The sequence below is a fragment of the Martinezella sp. CNPSo 3795 genome, from assembly GCF_057784475.1.
In genome coordinates this window covers 98,139-114,465 of sequence record NZ_JBXSOQ010000001.1, presented here as the reverse complement: position 1 = coordinate 114,465, position 16,327 = coordinate 98,139, and the positions used below count along the sequence as shown (strand labels likewise).

13 protein-coding genes and 1 pseudogene are annotated in these 16,327 nt (G+C 60.5%); 11 read left to right on the top strand and 3 right to left on the bottom strand.

All coding sequences use genetic code 11. From position 1 onward, the window contains the following. Positions 1 to 302: 302 nt before the first annotated feature. Positions 303 to 863 (bottom strand): cytochrome b, encoded by a 561-nt coding sequence (locus tag AC13QY_RS00555; RefSeq protein WP_113350851.1) that lies wholly within the window; start codon positions 861 to 863, stop codon positions 303 to 305. Between the two features lie 310 nt (positions 864 to 1,173). Then, positions 1,174 to 1,458 (bottom strand): annotated as a pseudogene (locus tag AC13QY_RS00550) (helix-turn-helix transcriptional regulator); the annotation flags it as partial. Positions 1,459 to 1,537: 79 nt separating this feature from the next. Between AC13QY_RS00550 and AC13QY_RS00545 the strand changes: the two are divergent. The 6 genes from AC13QY_RS00545 to mnhG are packed head-to-tail and all read left to right on the top strand — an operon-like array spanning position 1,538 to position 7,538. After that, entirely contained in the window at positions 1,538 to 4,459 is a 2,922-nt protein-coding gene (locus AC13QY_RS00545) for a monovalent cation/H+ antiporter subunit A (protein ID WP_331275827.1), read from the top strand. Further along, complete coding sequence (locus AC13QY_RS00540; protein ID WP_113350854.1) at positions 4,459 to 4,797, top strand: Na+/H+ antiporter subunit C; 339 nt, start codon at positions 4,459 to 4,461, stop codon at positions 4,795 to 4,797. The genes AC13QY_RS00545 and AC13QY_RS00540 overlap by 1 nt, the downstream gene beginning before the upstream one ends. Beyond that, a complete protein-coding gene (locus AC13QY_RS00535) occupies positions 4,794 to 6,404 on the top strand; it encodes a monovalent cation/H+ antiporter subunit D (protein ID WP_113350855.1) in 1,611 nt (536 codons plus the stop codon). The genes AC13QY_RS00540 and AC13QY_RS00535 overlap by 4 nt, the downstream gene beginning before the upstream one ends. Then, a complete protein-coding gene (locus tag AC13QY_RS00530) occupies positions 6,404 to 6,880 on the top strand; it encodes a Na+/H+ antiporter subunit E (protein ID WP_113350856.1) in 477 nt (158 codons plus the stop codon). Before AC13QY_RS00535 ends, AC13QY_RS00530 begins: the two co-directional genes overlap by 1 nt. Continuing rightward, positions 6,877 to 7,158 (top strand): K+/H+ antiporter subunit F, encoded by a 282-nt coding sequence (locus AC13QY_RS00525; RefSeq protein ID WP_113350857.1) that lies wholly within the window; start codon positions 6,877 to 6,879, stop codon positions 7,156 to 7,158. The genes AC13QY_RS00530 and AC13QY_RS00525 overlap by 4 nt, the downstream gene beginning before the upstream one ends. Further along, positions 7,155 to 7,538, top strand: a complete 384-nt coding sequence (gene mnhG / locus AC13QY_RS00520; RefSeq protein ID WP_113350858.1) for a monovalent cation/H(+) antiporter subunit G — start codon at positions 7,155 to 7,157, stop codon at positions 7,536 to 7,538. Before AC13QY_RS00525 ends, mnhG begins: the two co-directional genes overlap by 4 nt. Positions 7,539 to 7,561: 23 nt before the next feature. On the opposite strand, the gene AC13QY_RS00515 is transcribed toward mnhG, so the two are convergent. After that, a complete protein-coding gene (locus tag AC13QY_RS00515; RefSeq protein WP_113350859.1) occupies positions 7,562 to 9,916 on the bottom strand; it encodes a helix-turn-helix transcriptional regulator in 2,355 nt (784 codons plus the stop codon). Between the two features lie 137 nt (positions 9,917 to 10,053). Between AC13QY_RS00515 and AC13QY_RS00510 the strand changes: the two genes are divergently transcribed. Genes AC13QY_RS00510 through AC13QY_RS00490 form a run of 5 tightly spaced genes read left to right on the top strand, consistent with a single transcriptional unit; the run spans position 10,054 to position 16,313 of the window. Beyond that, positions 10,054 to 11,082 (top strand): ABC transporter permease, encoded by a 1,029-nt coding sequence (locus AC13QY_RS00510; protein ID WP_113389491.1) that lies wholly within the window; start codon positions 10,054 to 10,056, stop codon positions 11,080 to 11,082. After that, positions 11,082 to 11,963 carry an ABC transporter permease gene (locus tag AC13QY_RS00505; protein ID WP_113389492.1) on the top strand — a complete coding sequence of 294 codons (882 nt, stop codon included), beginning with the start codon at positions 11,082 to 11,084 and terminating at the stop codon, positions 11,961 to 11,963. The genes AC13QY_RS00510 and AC13QY_RS00505 overlap by 1 nt, the downstream gene beginning before the upstream one ends. 3 nt (positions 11,964 to 11,966) lie before the next feature. After that, on the top strand, positions 11,967 to 13,613 hold the full coding sequence (gene nikE, locus AC13QY_RS00500; protein ID WP_145634738.1) for a nickel ABC transporter ATP-binding protein NikE: 1,647 nt from the start codon (positions 11,967 to 11,969) through the stop codon (positions 13,611 to 13,613). A gap of 17 nt (positions 13,614 to 13,630) precedes the next feature. Further along, entirely contained in the window at positions 13,631 to 15,187 is a 1,557-nt protein-coding gene (locus tag AC13QY_RS00495) for a hydantoinase/oxoprolinase N-terminal domain-containing protein (RefSeq protein WP_145634735.1), read from the top strand. After that, on the top strand, positions 15,180 to 16,313 hold the full coding sequence (locus tag AC13QY_RS00490; protein WP_145634733.1) for an S-methyl thiohydantoin desulfurase family protein: 1,134 nt from the start codon (positions 15,180 to 15,182) through the stop codon (positions 16,311 to 16,313). The genes AC13QY_RS00495 and AC13QY_RS00490 overlap by 8 nt, the downstream gene beginning before the upstream one ends. The last annotated feature ends 14 nt before the right edge of the window (positions 16,314 to 16,327 follow it).

The window sequence follows — 16,327 nt, the reverse complement described above, 5'->3', positions numbered from 1 at the left end:
CCAGCGATCGATGACTTTCGAAGGAAAATCTCGCAGATCATATCCTCGGCCGTCCATAGCAGAAGGAATTATAGCGGCGTGTTAGAAAATATTACAATATGTTGCAGGCGGTTCCCCGTCGCTGCTGCGCAGAACTGCCTTTTAAGGCGATTGGCGGGTCTTGCGAGCATCAGCAGTCGGAATGCCATCACTGACAAACCGAAGGCTGCGGAAACTGCATAAAAACCGCATATGGTGGGGACGGCGAAGATCTGAGCCATCCACTGCAAAGCCGGCGCGCTGCTTGCGTTACAAAGATCGATTCAGAACAACATTCTCTTCAGGACCTCATCCTTGCGGACGAAATGGTGCCAGAGCGCTGCAAGGATATGCAGGCTGACGATAGCATACAGGCAATAAGCACCATATTCGTGGATCTCGGCGGCGGCTCGCTCCAGGCCCTTGTCGTGTGGCAGCAGGTTGGGCCATTGGAAGAGGCCGAACCATGGCAGATCATGGCCGCCGGCAGCAGATGTGGCGTAGCCTGCAAGCGGCATCAGGATCATCAAGATGTAGAGCAGGATATGCGCGCCGCGGGCGGCATAGTGATTGAAGACGCCAAGCGGCCGTTGATAGGCAGGTTCACCCAGCGAAAGCCTGAGCGGCAGGCGGATGGCGATGAGAAAAAGCGCCGTCATGCCGAGGGATTTGTGTATGTCGAGGAGGGCGCGACGCAGGGGTATGCCCGGGGTGAGGTAGGAACAATAAAGGCCGATGACGAGCGCTGAAATGATGACGATGGCCATAAGCCAATGCAGGAGCCGTTGCGACGATCGGTAGCGGGCGGTAGATGTTTCTGCTGTGGTCGCTGTCGTATTGGGCATGGGTTTCTCCGGTCGTCTTGGGGGGTACGGCGCGGATGCGGTAATCGGTTGGAATATGGCTGAATTGAGGACCTTTCCGTTCACCTTCTCGCGAGCGGACTTCTATCGGCTACGCGCGAGGTAACGCCGGCGAAAGGCTTCGGCTTGCATAAGCGACTTTATGGTCGGAAATTGTGCCGGCCGCGTCCAGCGCTATCCGGCACTATTGTTCCGGCTTAGGCGGCGTCCGGTTTCTTTCGCCGGCGCTGGAAAGGATCTCGCAGCTTTCCGTATGCGTCGGCGCTGGCGCTTCGGCGACCAGGGCCTTCGTACAAATGCCGATCTCATGTCCTTCGATCCGGAAGAAGGCGATGCCCCCCGTCTCGAGCGCCAGGCGCAACTGCGCCTCCGTCGCCCGATGCAAGCTATGGCGATTGCCTTCATAGTCACGGATCGTGCTGCGCGATACGCCGGAGCGGTCGGCAAGATCCGTCTGCGTCCAATCGAGGAAGCCGCGGGCTGCCCGGCAGAGTGCTGGTGTCAAAATCATCGCCATCTTACCTTGACGCAGGGTTCGAAGCTGCCCATATTGGGCAATATCTATCATATAGGACATAATACACCGGATTTCTAGGGGTTTTGCCGTCGTGGCAGTCTGGGCGTGATCCGGCCAAGCGAAGGAATGACGTTTTGGGATAACTGGCGAGCCTGTTTTTATTCTAGCACTTTTGGCTCTGCCGTTTATCGGAAGTCTTCTTTCCGTATGCCTCTTGCGCACACAGTCGCGGCGTGGCCCGGCCTGGATCGCCGGGACTGTCACATTTCTGGCGCTGTTGATTTCCGCAAGCTTCTATCCTGCCGTCAAGGACGGCGGCATCGTCCACTATAGCATAGAATGGCTACCGCAGCTCGGGCTTGATTTCAGCCTCAGGCTGGATGGTTTTGCCTGGCTGTTTTCGCTTGTCATCACCGCCATCGGCTTTCTCGTCATCGTCTATGCCCGCTACTACATGTCGGAAGAAGACCCGGTTCCTCGCTTCTTCTCTTTCCTGCTCGCCTTCATGGGGGCGATGCTTGGCATCGTGCTTTCGGGCAATGTCATTCTGCTCTCGATCTTCTGGGAGCTGACCAGCATCTTCTCCTTCCTGCTGATCAGCTATTGGCACAATACCGCCGCCGCCCGCGACGGCGCCCGCATGGCGCTGACGATCACGGGGATCGGTGGGTTCTGCCTGCTGATCGGGCTGATCCTGCTCGGCCATATCGTCGGCAGCTACGATCTGGACAAGATCCTGGCATCGGGCGATATCATCCGTAACCATCCGCTCTATCTGCCTGCGCTGATACTGATCCTGCTCGGCGCGCTGACGAAGAGCGCGCAGTTTCCCTTCCATTTCTGGCTTCCGAACGCAATGGCGGCGCCGACGCCCGTCTCCGCCTATCTCCATTCGGCGACGCTGGTGAAGGCCGGCGTTTTCCTGCTTGCACGCTTCTGGCCGGTTCTCGCCGGTACCAATGAGTGGTTCTACATCGTCGGAGCCGCCGGTATCATCACGCTGCTGCTCGGCGCCTACTTCGCAATGTTCCAGCAGGATCTCAAAGGGCTGCTGGCCTATTCGACGATCAGTCATCTCGGTCTCATCACCACCTTGCTCAGCCTCGGCAGCCCGCTTGCGACGGTTGCCGCCATCTTCCACATGCTGAACCATGCGACCTTCAAGGCGTCGCTGTTCATGGCGGCCGGCATCATCGATCACGAGACCGGCACGCGCGACATGCGCCGTCTTAGCGGTCTGTTCCGCTATATGCCGTTCACCGGCGCGCTTGCGATCGTCGCGAGTGCTGCCATGGCTGGTGTTCCGCTGCTCAATGGCTTCCTGTCGAAGGAAATGTTCTTCGCCGAAGCGATCGAAACCCATGCGGATTCCATCCTCGATCGAATGCTTCCCTATGTGGCGACGCTGGCGAGCGCCTTCAGCGTTGCCTATTCGTTGCGCTTCATTCAAACCGTTTTCTTTGGTCCCGCGCCGACCGATCTGCCGATCGCCAAGCCGCACGAGCCGCCGCGCTGGATGCGCTTCCCGATCGAGCTTCTGGTCGTGGTATGCTTGGTCGTCGGCATCGTTCCGGCGCTTTCGGTGGCACCCTTCCTGCATGCGGCCGTTGTCAGCGTTCTTAACGCCGATACGCCGCAATACAGCCTCTCGCTCTGGCACGGCTTCAATCTGCCCGTTATCATGAGCATTGTCGCATTGGTTGGCGGCACGGTGTTCTATTTCGCCTTCAAGGATTATCTGTCGCGATGTGACGACGGTCCACCCATCTTCCGCCGCCTGAAAGGGCAGCGAATTTTCGAGCGGGTGCTGGTCGAAGTCTCCTGGCATTGGGCGAGAACGGCCGAAAAGCGGATCGGCACGCGCAAGCTCCAGCCGCAGCTTCGCTGGGTCGTCGTGACAGGGTTTGCCGCCGGCCTGCTGCCGCTTTACCTGTCCGGTTTCGAAGCGAAGCATTTTTCCTTTCTGGGTGCTGATCCGGTCTTCGCCGCGGTCTGGGCGATCGGTATTTGTCTGGCGATCGGCACCGCCTTCTTTGCCAAATATCATCGGCTTGCCGCTTTGGTGATGCTGGGCGGTGTCGGGTTGATCGTCTGCATGACGTTCATATGGCTGTCGGCACCGGACCTTGCGATTACCCAACTTCTCGTTGAGATCGTCACGACGGTTCTCATCCTGTTGGGTTTGCGCTGGCTGCCGAAGCGGACGGAAGGGATCGACGATACGGTCGATTTGCGCGCCCGTTTCCGCCGCTTCCGCGATCTGGCGCTCGCCGTCATCTGTGGTGTCGGCATGATGTTCGTCTCCTATGCCGTCATGACCATGCCGGTGCCTGACGCCATCGCGAATTACTTCCTCGAAAATGCCTATTCGAAGGGTGGCGGGCGTAACGTCGTCAACGTCATCCTGGTAGATTTCCGTGGCTTCGATACGCTGGGCGAAATCGCTGTTCTCGGCGTCGTCGCTCTGACGGTCTATGCGCTGCTGCGTCGCTTCCGCCCCGCGCCCGACAGCATGGAGATGCCGGAGCAGCAGCAGATCCAGAACCGTTTCGACGAGGAACGGCCGGAGCGTTCGGCCGGTGATACCGTGCGGGATTATCTGCTGGTGCCCTCCGTCATCATGCAGTGGATGTTCCCCTTCGTCATCGCCCTGTCGGTCTATATTTTCATGCGCGGGCATGATGCTCCCGGCGGCGGCTTCTCGGCTGGCTTGACGCTTTCGATTGCCTTCCTGCTGCAATATCTGGCCGGCGGTACACGCTGGGCGGAGGATCGCATCCGCATCCTGCCGCTGCGATGGATGAGCGCCGGGCTTCTGATCGCTACGGCGACCGGCATCGGCGCCTGGTTCTTCGGCTATCCGTTCCTGACATCGCATTTCCAGTATCTGGACGTGCCATTGATCGGCAAAGTGCCGGCGGCAAGCGCATTGCTCTTCGATCTCGGTGTCTTCCTGCTGGTCGTCGGTTCCACGGTCCTGATCCTCGTTGCACTGGCGCACCAGTCGCTCCGCATCAACCGTCTGCGCGCGCTCGATGCCGACAAGGCGAAGGGGGATTGATGGAACTCATCTTGTCCATTGCGATCGGCGTCATGACGGCCTGTGGTGTCTGGTTGATACTACGTCCACGCACCTATCAGGTCATCATAGGGCTGTCGCTGCTCTCCTATGCGGTCAATCTCTTCATCTTCGGCGTCGGCGGCGTGAAGACGAATGTGCCGCCGCTGCTGGATGACGGCACTGCGACGCATGCGCTGGCGGACCCCGTTCCGCAAGCCTTGGTGCTGACGGCGATCGTCATCGGTTTTGCGACCACGGCGCTGTTTCTTGTCGTGCTGCTTGCCTCGCGCGGCTTGACCGGCACGGACCATGTCGATGGAAGGAGCGATCGGAAATGACGGGCTGGTTGCATCATCTCATCATCGCGCCGATCCTCGTTCCGCTGATTGCGGGCGCGCTGCTCGTGTTCATCGACGAGCGTTCGCGCACGCTGAAGGCATTCATTAGTCTGGCGGCTACGCTCCTGCTGGCAGGCATTGCACTTGCGCTCTTCCGCGCGGAGGATGGATCACCGGGGCTGGAGCGTGCCTATCTCCTCGGAAACTGGAGCGCGCCCTTCGGTATCGTGCTCGTGCTCGATGGACTTTCGGCCCTCATGCTGCTGCTGACATCCATCGTTGCCGCCGCCGCGCTGATATTCTCGCTGGCGCGCTGGCATGCGGTTGGCGCGCATTTCCACACCATGTTCCAGCTGCTGTTGATGGGTGTCAATGGCGCCTTCCTGACCGGCGATCTCTTCAATCTCTTCGTCTTCTTCGAGATCATGCTGGCGGCGTCCTATGGCTTGCTTCTGCACGGCTCCGGTCCGCTCCGCGTCAAGGCTGGCATGCATTACATTGCCGTCAATCTCGCTGCCGCGCTGCTTTTTCTCATCGGCGTCAGCCTGATCTACGGCACGGCGGGAACGCTGAACATGGCGGATCTCGCCGTGCGCATCCCGGAAATGTCCGCCGATCGCCGCATGCTGATGCAGGCAGGCGCCGGCGTACTCGGCATTGCGTTCCTGATCAAGGCCGGTATGTGGCCGCTTTGCTTCTGGCTGCCGACGGCCTATAGCGCGGCTTCGGCGCCAGTCGCCGGCATATTCGCGATCCTCAGCAAGCTAGGCATCTATGTCATCCTGCGACTGACGATGCTCCTGTTCAGCACCGGCCCGTCCGCCGGCTTCGGCGCGACGGTGCTCCTCTATGGCGGCATGGCGACGCTGATTTTCGGCATTGTCGGCGTGCTCGCCTCGCAGGCGCTCGGCCGTCTGGCTGGCTTTTCAGTGCTCGTCTCATCGGGCACATTGCTGATGGTGATCGGCATCAATGACGGCTCCATCTCGTCCGGCGCGCTGATGTATCTCGTCAGTTCGACCCTGACGATCAGTGCCTTCTTCATGCTGATCGAGCTCGTGGAGCGCGGGCAGGATGCCGGCGCCAGCGTTCTGGCCGTCACGATGGAAGCCTATGGCGATGCCGAGGACGGCGAGCCGGAGGAAGAAGAGGGGGTGACCATGCCCGGCACCATGGCGATGCTCGGCATCTGCTTTGCCGCCTGCGGCATCCTACTTGCCGGCCTGCCGCCGCTTTCCGGCTTCGTCGCGAAATTCGCCATGCTCTCGGCCATGATGGGAACCGGCGCGATCGGCATTCCGCCAAGTACAGCCGTCTGGACGTTGATCCTGCTCGTCATTCTCTCCGGCATAGCCGCGCTGATTGCCATGACACGGGCCGGCATACGCACATTCTGGAGCTCGCTGGAGGGCACGGTTCCCCGTGTGCTCGTCATCGAGATAGTCCCGGTCATGGGCCTGCTCGCCTTGACGCTCGCATTGACCATTTGGGCAGGCCCCGTCATGCAATATATGGACGCGACCATTCGCACGCTCAGCGACCCCAATATCTATGTCGATGCGGTTCGCAATGCGGTCGTTGCGCCCGCAAAAGCGGGAGGCCTGTGATGCTGCCTTATCCGCTCCTGGCGTTGAGCCTGATCCTGATGTGGCTGCTGCTGAACGGCTTCACGCTTGGTCAGCTTATCCTCGGCATCATCGTCGCGGTTTTCGCCTCCTGGGGCATGGCATCGCTGCGGCCCGAAAAACCGAGGCTGTGGAAATGGTATTTGCTGCCCAAGCTCTTCTTCCGAGTCGTTTTCGACGTCTTGAAATCAAATGCTCAGGTGGCCTGGATCATCCTGAGGGGACGCTCGCGCAAGACGACGCCGGGCTTCGTTGTCCTTGAGCTCAGGGTGCGGGATCAGATCCCGCTGGCGCTGCTCGCGGTTATCCTGACCAGCACGCCGGGGTCCGCGTGGCTGGAATATGATTCCAACGACAACACCGTGCTGCTTCATGTCCTCGATCTCGAAAACGAGGCACAATGGCGCGATACGGTCGCCAATCGCTACGAGAGCTTGCTGATGGAGATATTCGCATGAGCGCCATGATCATCCAGATATCCGTGGCGGTCGCGCAGCTGATGATCGTAGCGGCCATGGCGATCGCTTCAATCCGCATGTTTCGCGGCCCTCGCGCGCAGGATCGCATCATCGCGCTCGACACGCTTTATGTGAATGCGATGCTGTTGTTGTTGACCTTCGGCATAGGCACAGGTCGCGTCGTCTATTTCGAGGCGGCGCTCGTCATCGGCATGCTTGGCTTCGTTGCAACCGTTGCATTGGCGAAATTCCTGATGCGCGGAGAGGTGATCGAATGAGCACGCCGTTTGAAAACATACCTCTGTGGGCCGCTATCCCCGTCGGTGCGCTTCTCATGATCGGCGCTTTCCTGACGCTCATCGGCGCCATCGGTTTTCTAAGGCTTGGAACATTCTACGAGCGCATTCATGCGCCGACATTGGGAACGAGCGGCGGCATCGGGGCAATCATGATCGCGTCGATGATCTTCTTTTCGACCGCGACACGGACGCTCGTCATTCATGAATTGCTGATCGGTATTTTCATCACGGTGACGACGCCGATCACCTTCATGCTCCTCGCCCGCGCCGCGCTGCATCGCGATCGCGCCGAGCAGAACGGCAACGTTCCGCCCAAGCAGCCGCCCGAGGAGACATCGGTCGAAAGGCGCCCGTCGTAACGTTCAACCCATCCGCTCGATGCTCACAGCCAGCCGAGTGCGGTTGCCGCCCGGATTGCTTCGGCGCGGCGATGACAGCCCAGCTTGCGGAACAGATTTCCGAGGTGAAACTTCACCGTCACCTCGGAGACATTAAGGGTATGAGCAATGCGCTTGTTCGACATGCCGCTCGCGATCAGCTGAATCATCTGGACCTCACGCTGCGAGAGACCGCCCTGGAGGGCTTTCGCCTGTGGCGAGTTCACGGAGCTTGCAAAGAGCGAAAGTGCGGTGCGGACCTCGGATGAGGTTTCGATGAAGCTGCGAATGCGCTGGTTCTTGAGAAGCGGCGAGAGAAAGATCCGCTCCTCGGAGAGCACGCCGTTGCAGCCAAGGCGCGTTGCGCCTTCAAGCGCGGATAGAAGATGCGCGCGCGTCGCAGCATTGTCGCGACGCTGGTAAGCGGTATAGCTTTGCCATAGCTGCAGGGCGACTTTCTCGCGGTTGGTGACTTTCGGGTTTGCGATCAGCGCGTCGATCTGGCGCGACAAATAGGGCCGCGGCGTCGAGAGGCGCACGCTGTCGCGCAGCCATGCCATGGCGTAGGAAATTTCGTCCCGGCGGGTCAGGCGCGTCAGCTCCTCGTTGGCGCTTTCCACCCAGTTACGGCCGATACGCATTCGGACGGCGGACAGCGTTGCCGCCGCGTCGCTCCAGCGATTGGCATTCTGGTAGGCGACGGCGGTGCGGATCTCCATCATGGCGTGAAACTGCAGGCCCTCCGACAGATGAATCCAGAGCCCGTCGAGAAAGCCGGGCCTGATCACCATCGGAAAATGGTCGGCCAGCACCTGCGATGCATAGTGAAGAGCGAACTGCATCAGGCTCGGCCAGATTTCTGCGGCGGCAAAATCATCGAATTCGTTTTGAACGAATTGGAGAAGATCGCGCGGCTGGCCGGCTTCGTAGGAGATACAGGCTTCGGCGAGCCGCAGCATACGGAATTCAGCCTCTGCTGCGTGCGGCACCTGTTCCAGTTTCTGCCGTGCTTCCTGGGCGGCACGACGCGCGAAAAGGGCATCGCCGCTCATCAGTCGAAGCACTGTCTGATGCAGATGGATGAAGAATTCCAGCAGCGGCTGGCCGCCCATATGGCCGAGATAGATCAAGGCGCGGGCTGCGGCGGCTTCCGCTTCTCGGAAATTCCTGCGGCGAATCTCGAATTCCAGCAGCGCGTTGTAGTAGGCGGCCCACTTGCCGTAATCGCCCATCGGATAATCCGCCATGAACTCGCCGAGGCGGGTAATCATTGCGTCCGTCGGCATCAGGTCCTCGGAAATCATGAGGTTGAGCCGGAACGTTCGCGCCGCGAAGGAAAAGCGCGATCCGCGCAGCAGGACCTTCAGCGGATCGAGATAATCCGAACCCAGATGTTTGCCGACGAGGTGGCGCACGCGTTGCAATTCTCCGAGCTTCAGGAGCGTGCGAGCCATGGCAAAAAGCACGACTTCATTGGTCGCGATCATCTCGTGGGAAAAGCGCATGATGATATCGCGAAAGGTCCCGAGGCTGTTTCGATAGATCAGCTCCAGACCCCGGGCACGCTCCAGAATCTGCGCCGCATGGGCCTCGTGCCCATGGTCGAGGAGCAGCGACATGGCGGCAAGCGCACGTCCCGCCTGCTCGTAAGCGGAGGCTACCTCGATCACGGCGACGGTGGTTTCGAAGGTTGCCAGGCGTTCGCTGACGGCGCCCGTCAAGAGTGTCAGCAGTTCCTGATGTTCGTCCGGTGCCTCGATCAGGCGTGGTGGCAAAAGGCCCGTCCACTCCTCGACGGTGACAGGAGATTGCGTTTCGAGCCAGATGGAAAGCAGCGCGGTCTGTCCCGGCGAAAGGTGGCCGAGAAAATTCTCGCGCAGATAGTCGATGGATAGGCGAGGATCCTTTTGGCGTGTCAGCGGCAGGAAAACCGGCCAGCCGGCATAATCCCTGATCAACCTGTTGGCTTCTTCGCCTGGCAGTTCCCCCAATTCCTCAACGGAAAATGTCAGATCGGCGGCGTCGAGCGTCACCGCACCTCGATGCAGGATGAGCCGCGCCAGCCCGCTGATGCGCTGATCGGGACGGCAGGCGATGACCAGAACCTCGACGGTCTCTATGAGCTGAGCGGAAAGACGAGCCGATCGAGCGGAAACCGGTATATCCCATAAGAGCCATCCATCCCTCACGTCGCTCATGCGCGGTTGCTGCAGGTTGCAAACCTCCTTGCCCATCGCCTTTGCAGTCATGGACAGGACTGTGCTCTTTCCGGCGCCCGCGGGGGCACGCAGGAAGATGACGCCGGCGTGTTCCGTCGCGATGCGATGGCAAAGATGGGGTCGGGCAATCAGTCTGTGCATGCGGGGGTTCGTAAGCGAGTACTGAAAAATAACCTATACCATAAGGCTAAAAAACTATACCCACAGCCAGTTGTTCATCGTCCGCAGATGAGGATTGTTGTTTGTCAGTTAGCTGACGAACAAGGAAACTCCCGTCGATGCAGCAACATCCGTTAGTCGCGATCCTGACGCGGCTTGGCACCTTCGTTCTGGTCATGATCGCGCTTTCCATCATGATTTTCGCGCTGGCGCGCGTCGTGCCGGGAGACCCCGCGCGCATGGCTCTCGGCCCGGCGGCAACGCAGGGGCAGGTCGATGCATTGCGTGTGCAGATGGGGTTGGACAAGCCGCTTCTGGTTCAATACGTCGACTATGTCGGCAAGGCGCTGCAAGGCGATCTGGGCATGTCGCTGGTCTCGCAACGTCCCGTCACGACCGATCTGGAACAGACGGTGCCCGCCACCGTGGAACTGGTTCTCGTCTCCGTGGTCTTCATGTTCGTGGTGGCCATTCCGCTCGGTGTCGTCACCGCACATTTTAGGGATCGTGCGCTGGATCATATCGGCCGCATCCTGTCCTTGACCGGTGTGACCATTCCGAGTTTCCTGTTTGCGATAAGCCTGCAATTGCTTGCCGCACGCTGTCTGCCGAATTGGCCGATCATCGGCCGGCTTGATCATTCTCTGAGCTTTCAGCCCGGACCGACCGGATTTCTGTTGATCGACGGCCTGCTGGCGGGACGTCTGGATGTGTTTGTCGATGCGCTTCAGCATCTTGTGCTGCCGGCTTTCGCGCTTGCCATGGCCGGCATCGGCCAGATTACCCGCATCACTCGTTCCTCCATGCTGGAGAACCAGCGCAAGGATCACGTTCTGACCCTGCAGAGTTTCGGTGTGCCGGAGCGGGTCATCATTTTCCGCTACCTTCTCAAGCTGTCGTCGATCGCGCCGTTGACGATCATGGGCCTCGAATTCGCGTCGCTGATCGGCAATGCCTTCGTCATCGAGATGGTGTTCGCATGGGGCGGTTTCGCCTCCTACGGGCTGAACGCCATCCTGCAAAAGGACCTCAATGCCGTGACCGCCGTGGTGCTGGTCGCCGGCCTGTTTTTCATCGTTGCGAACCTGGTGGTGGATGTCTTGATCTCGATGATCGACCCGCGCCAACGCCGCAAGGAGGCACGCTGATGGCCGATATGAAGATGCTGGATGCATCCGATCGCGCGCTGAGCACCGGTTACATGATGTGGTATCGCTTCAGCCGCAATCCGGCCGCGGTAATCGGCACGCTGATCCTGATTTCGGTCTTCGTGCTGGCTGTGTTCGCACCGTGGCTTACTCCCTATCCGAAACATGTCGGCGCCGTGGTCGATTTCCGCGCTCGGCACGTGTCGCCGGATGCCGCTCATTGGTTCGGAACCGACAAAGTCGGTCGGGATATCTTTTCCCGCACGGTCTTCGGCATGCGCGTTTCACTGCTTCTGGTCATCGGCGTGCTTGGCATTTCGGTGCCGATCGGTACCGTGCTCGGCCTTATCGCCGGCTACTTCGGCGGTTGGGTCGAAAAAATCATAACCGGCCTGACAAATGTGATGCTGGCAATGCCGCCGCTGGTCATGGCGCTTGCCGTGTCGAACCTGCTCGAGCCGAACCTGACGAACGCGATGATCGCCATCACGCTGCTTTGGTGGACCTGGCATGCGCGGCTGATCTACTCCGTTTCCAAGTCTATCGCGTCGGAAGACTATATCGAGGCCGCCCGCCTTGCCGGCGCCGGGCCGATGCACATCCTGTTTCGCGAAATCCTGCCGAATTGCGTGGCGGTCATCTCCGTCAAGACAACGCTGGATGCGGCCTTCGTCATCCTGTTCGGTGCCACGCTCAGCTTCCTCGGCTTCGGTGTGAAGCCACCCATTCCGGATCTTGGCTCCATGGTCGCCGACGGTCGCCAGTTCATGCCCGATTACTGGTGGGAGGTCGTATGCCCTGGTGCTGCGGTCTTCTACGTGACGCTCGGCTTCAATCTCCTGGGCGACGGCTTGCGTGACATGTTTGATGTGGAGAGCTAAGCGATGAGCGAGCCGCTTCTCAAGATCGAGGCTCTGAACGTCTCGTTCACGACCTACGGCCGCACCCGGCAGGTGCTCCGTGACATTTCCCTCACCGTCGCTGCTGGGGAGCGCGTCGCACTGATTGGCGAGACGGGGTCGGGCAAGTCCGTGACAGCAAAGGCAATCATCGGCACCTTGCCGAAGAATGCCGCCATCAACTCCGGCGTCATTTCCGTCGCAGGACGTGACGTTCTGAAAATGCAGCGAAGGGAACGCGAGGCGCTGAAAGGCACCGCCTTTTCCCTGATCATGCAGGACCCGCTCTCGTCCTTCAACCCGGTCTTCAAGATCGGCACGCATCTCGATGATATCATGCGTTTTGCGGACAAGCGTGATGGCATTCGCTCGTCGAAGGCCGAGCGGCGGACGCGAATTGCCGCGGTCTTGCGGAGGGTGCAGCTTGCTGACGCTGAGAGAGTGATGAACGCCTATCCGTCCGAGCTTTCGGGCGGCATGCGTCAGCGCGTTCTGATCGGGCTTGCGCTGTTGCACCAGCCGAAGCTTCTGATCGCCGATGAGCCGGGCACTGCGCTCGACGTGACGACCCAGGATGAGATTCTCAATCTGATCAATCAGTTGGTGATCGAGGAGAACATGGCTCTTCTGATGATCACCCACAATCTCGGTGTCGTGCGCAAAGTTGCCGACCGGGTGGTGGTCATGCATCACGGCGATATCGTCGAGGCGGGACCTTGCCGTGAGATACTCACTGCCCCGCATCAACCCTACACGAAGGCGCTCCTCGACGCCGTGCCGCCGCTTTACGGCGAGCGCGTGACCGATCTGTCGCAGAGCGACGGCGCGCCCATCGTCAGGGTCGAGGGCCTGAACAAGATCTATGGCCGGAAGCCAGGCTTCCATGCGGTTCGCGACGTGAACCTGACGTTGCATCAGGGCGAAATCTTCGGATTGGCCGGCGAGTCCGGTTCGGGCAAGACCTCGGTTGCACGCATCATCATGGGCCTGTCACGTCCGACCTCAGGCAGCGTCACCATCGATGCGCCGGCACCAGGGCGTGGCAGGCGGCTGACGCAGATCGTCTACCAGAACCCCGGCACATCGCTCAATCCGAAGCGCAATGTCCAGGAGACTCTTGCCTTGCCCCTAAGATCCATAGGTATGGATGGGCCGGCCCGCGAGGCACGGATGAAGCAACTGATGGATCTCGTGCGGCTGCCGCAATCCTATCTGGCAAAGTATCCGCACGAGCTTTCCGGCGGTCAGAAGCAGCGTGTGGCGATTGCGCGCGCGCTCGCGGCCGAGCCGAAGATCCTGATCCTCGACGAACCGACTGCGGCGCTCGACGTGTCGGTGCAGAAAACCGTGATCGAGCTATTGCTGCAGCTGCGCGAGGAACTGGGTCTCACCTATCTGATGATCTCGCATGACCTTTCGCTGATGCGCAATTTCTGCTCGCGCATCGCCATCATGCTGCGCGGCGAGATCGTCGAGGAAGGGCCGACGCCAGAGGTCTTCGCCGCCCCCAATCATCCATACACGCGCGCGCTGATCGCGGCGATCCCCGTCGTTACCGACGAAGAGGAACGCCTGAAGCCCGTCGTGACCGAGGAGGAGCGCATGCGCTTCCTCGTCAAAACCACAGATTGATCGAAGAGGAGCCTGACGTGTATCGCGTTGGAATTGACGTCGGCGGCACCAATACGGATGCCGTCGTCCTGGAGGGAAAGACCGTTCTTGCTGGGGTCAAGGCCTCGACGACCGAAGATGTGACTTCGGGCGTGATCGAGGCGCTGGAGAAGGTTATCGATGCCTCGGGCATCGATCGGGCCCGTATTGCCGCCGTCATGATCGGCACGACGCATTTCACCAATGCGGTCATCGAGCGCCGCCACATGGATGAGGTCGCAGCCATCCGCTTGAGCCTGCCGTCCGGCGCCGGTCTGCCGCCGATGGTCGATTGGCCCGACGATCTGCGCGAGATCGTCGGCAATCACGGCTATCAGGTCAAAGGCGGCTACGAGTTCGATGGGCGCGAGCTTTCGCCGCTCGATGAAGACGCCATCGTGCGCATCGCAGGTGAAATCCGTGCAAAGGGTTTAAAGGCTGCCGCCGTGACCTGCGTCTTCAGCGGCATCAACGATGCCATGGAGGTGCGGGCCAAGGAAATCCTGCAGCAGCATTGCCCCGGCCTGCCTGTGGTGATGTCGAAGGACATCGGCCGTCACGGCCTGCTGGCGCGGGAAAGTGCGGCGATCATGAATGCGAGCCTGCTGTCGCTGGCGGATCGCACCGTTGCAGCCTTCGGCAAGGCGCTAGCGGCGGCTGGTATACCATGCCCGTTCTACATCACCCAGAACGACGGTACACTGATGGCCGCCGATGTCGTGCGTGCCTTTCCGGTGCTGACCTTTGCCTCTGGCCCGACCAATTCCATGCGCGGCGCCGCGTTTCTGACCGGGCTCAAGGACGCCGTCGTCGTCGATGTCGGCGGCACGACTTCGGATGTCGGGGCTCTCTCGCACGGTTTTCCACGCCAGGCTTCCACGACCGTCGATATCGGCGAGGTTCGCACCAATTTCCGCATGCCCGATGTCTTTTCGATCGGTCTCGGCGGCGGTTCGCTCGTCGTCAGGGGTGAAGCGGGCATTACAATCGGACCGAAGTCGGTCGGCTATCGGGTGCGCAAGGAGGCGCTCTGCTTCGGCGGATCGATACTGACCGCAACCGATATCGCGGTTGCCTCCGGCAAGGCCGACGTCGGTGACTGCGCCTTGGTTGCCAATCTCGACAAGGGTCTGATCGATGCGGCCGTGGCAAAGATCAACGCCATGCTCGAAGCCTGCGTCGAACGCAGTCGAATTTCCTCGACGCCGGTGCCGGTCATCGCTGTTGGTGGCGGTTCAATTCTCATGCCCGACCGTATCGGCGATCTCGAAGTGATCATGCCTGAGAATTTTGCCGTCGCAAACGCGGTCGGCGCCGCCATCGCCCAGATCAGCGGCGAAACGGATCGCGTCTTCTCGCTCGTCAATGGCCGCACGCGCGAGAGCGCGCTTGCGGAAGCCGAAGCGGAGGCGCGCGAAAAGGCGATCGCAGCCGGCGCTCTCGCGGAAACCCTGGAAGTTATCGAGCGCGAGGATACGCCTCTTGCCTATCTGCCAGGCAACGCCACGCGCATTCACGTCAAAGTCGTCGGTGAAATGGGAGGCCATAATGCCTGAGACGCGCAAGCAGAAATATGATGATGCCGCTCTGCGCCGGCTGACATCAGAGGATCTCGATGCTTTGGAAATCGGAGCGGGCATCCTAGGCACCGGCGGCGGCGGTAATCCCTACCAGGGCAAGCTTCTGGCTCTGGAGGCGATGAAGGCCGGTTACGAGATGAAGGTTCTGGCGACCGACGCCATCGAAACGGACGCGCTCTGCATGTCGATCGGCGGTATCGGCGCACCGGTCGTCGGCGTCGAACGCATCCGTGAGGGACGCGAAGGGCTGCGCTGCCTGCGTGCCATGGAAGAACTCATCCGCACGCCGATCGATGCGATCGTCTGCGAGGAGATCGGCGGCGCGAATTCGATGAACCCGCTTGTGACGGCGGCTCTCGGCGGTCTTCCCATCCTCGATTGCGACGGCATGGGTCGGGCATTCCCCGAAATGCAGATGACGACCTTTTCGATCTATGGTCACAGCTCGACGCCTTCCGTCATGTGCGACCTGCATGGCAATGCGGTGATTTTCAGCCATGCCGTATCGGAAGTCTGGCATGAGCGCATGGCGCGCGCTTGCGTGGTCGCGCAGGGCGGCGGCGCCATGCTGGCGACGGCGCCGATGCAGGCTCACTATGTCCATCAGTATGGTATTCCAAAAAGCTTCACCAAGGCGATCGCGCTGGGCGAAGCCGTGATCCGTGCCCGCAAGGCGCAGGAAGATCCCATTGCTGCCGTCTGCGCGCTGGAAGGCGGACGGCGGGTGTTCAACGGCAAGATCACTGATCTCAAACGCCATCTGCGCGGCGGCTTCGTCGTCGGCGACATGGAGCTCGCCGGCTTCGATGATTGCAACGGCCAGACAGCGAACGTGGCGATCCAGAACGAATTTCTGGTCTTCCGCCGCGATGACGTGATCGAGGTTTGCGTGCCGGATCTGATCGTGCTGCTCGATGTCGATACCGGCTATCCGATCACAACCGAAATGCTGCGCTACGGCCAGCGCGTCGCCGTCGTCGCCATTCCCTGCCACGAGCTGCTGCGCAGCGTTCGCGCGCTTGAGGTCGTCGGTCCTGCCGCCTTCGGCTATCCGGACATCACCTATTCGCCGCTGCCGGCTCCGGGCCGGAAGGCAGCCTAACCATAAGCGGGGCA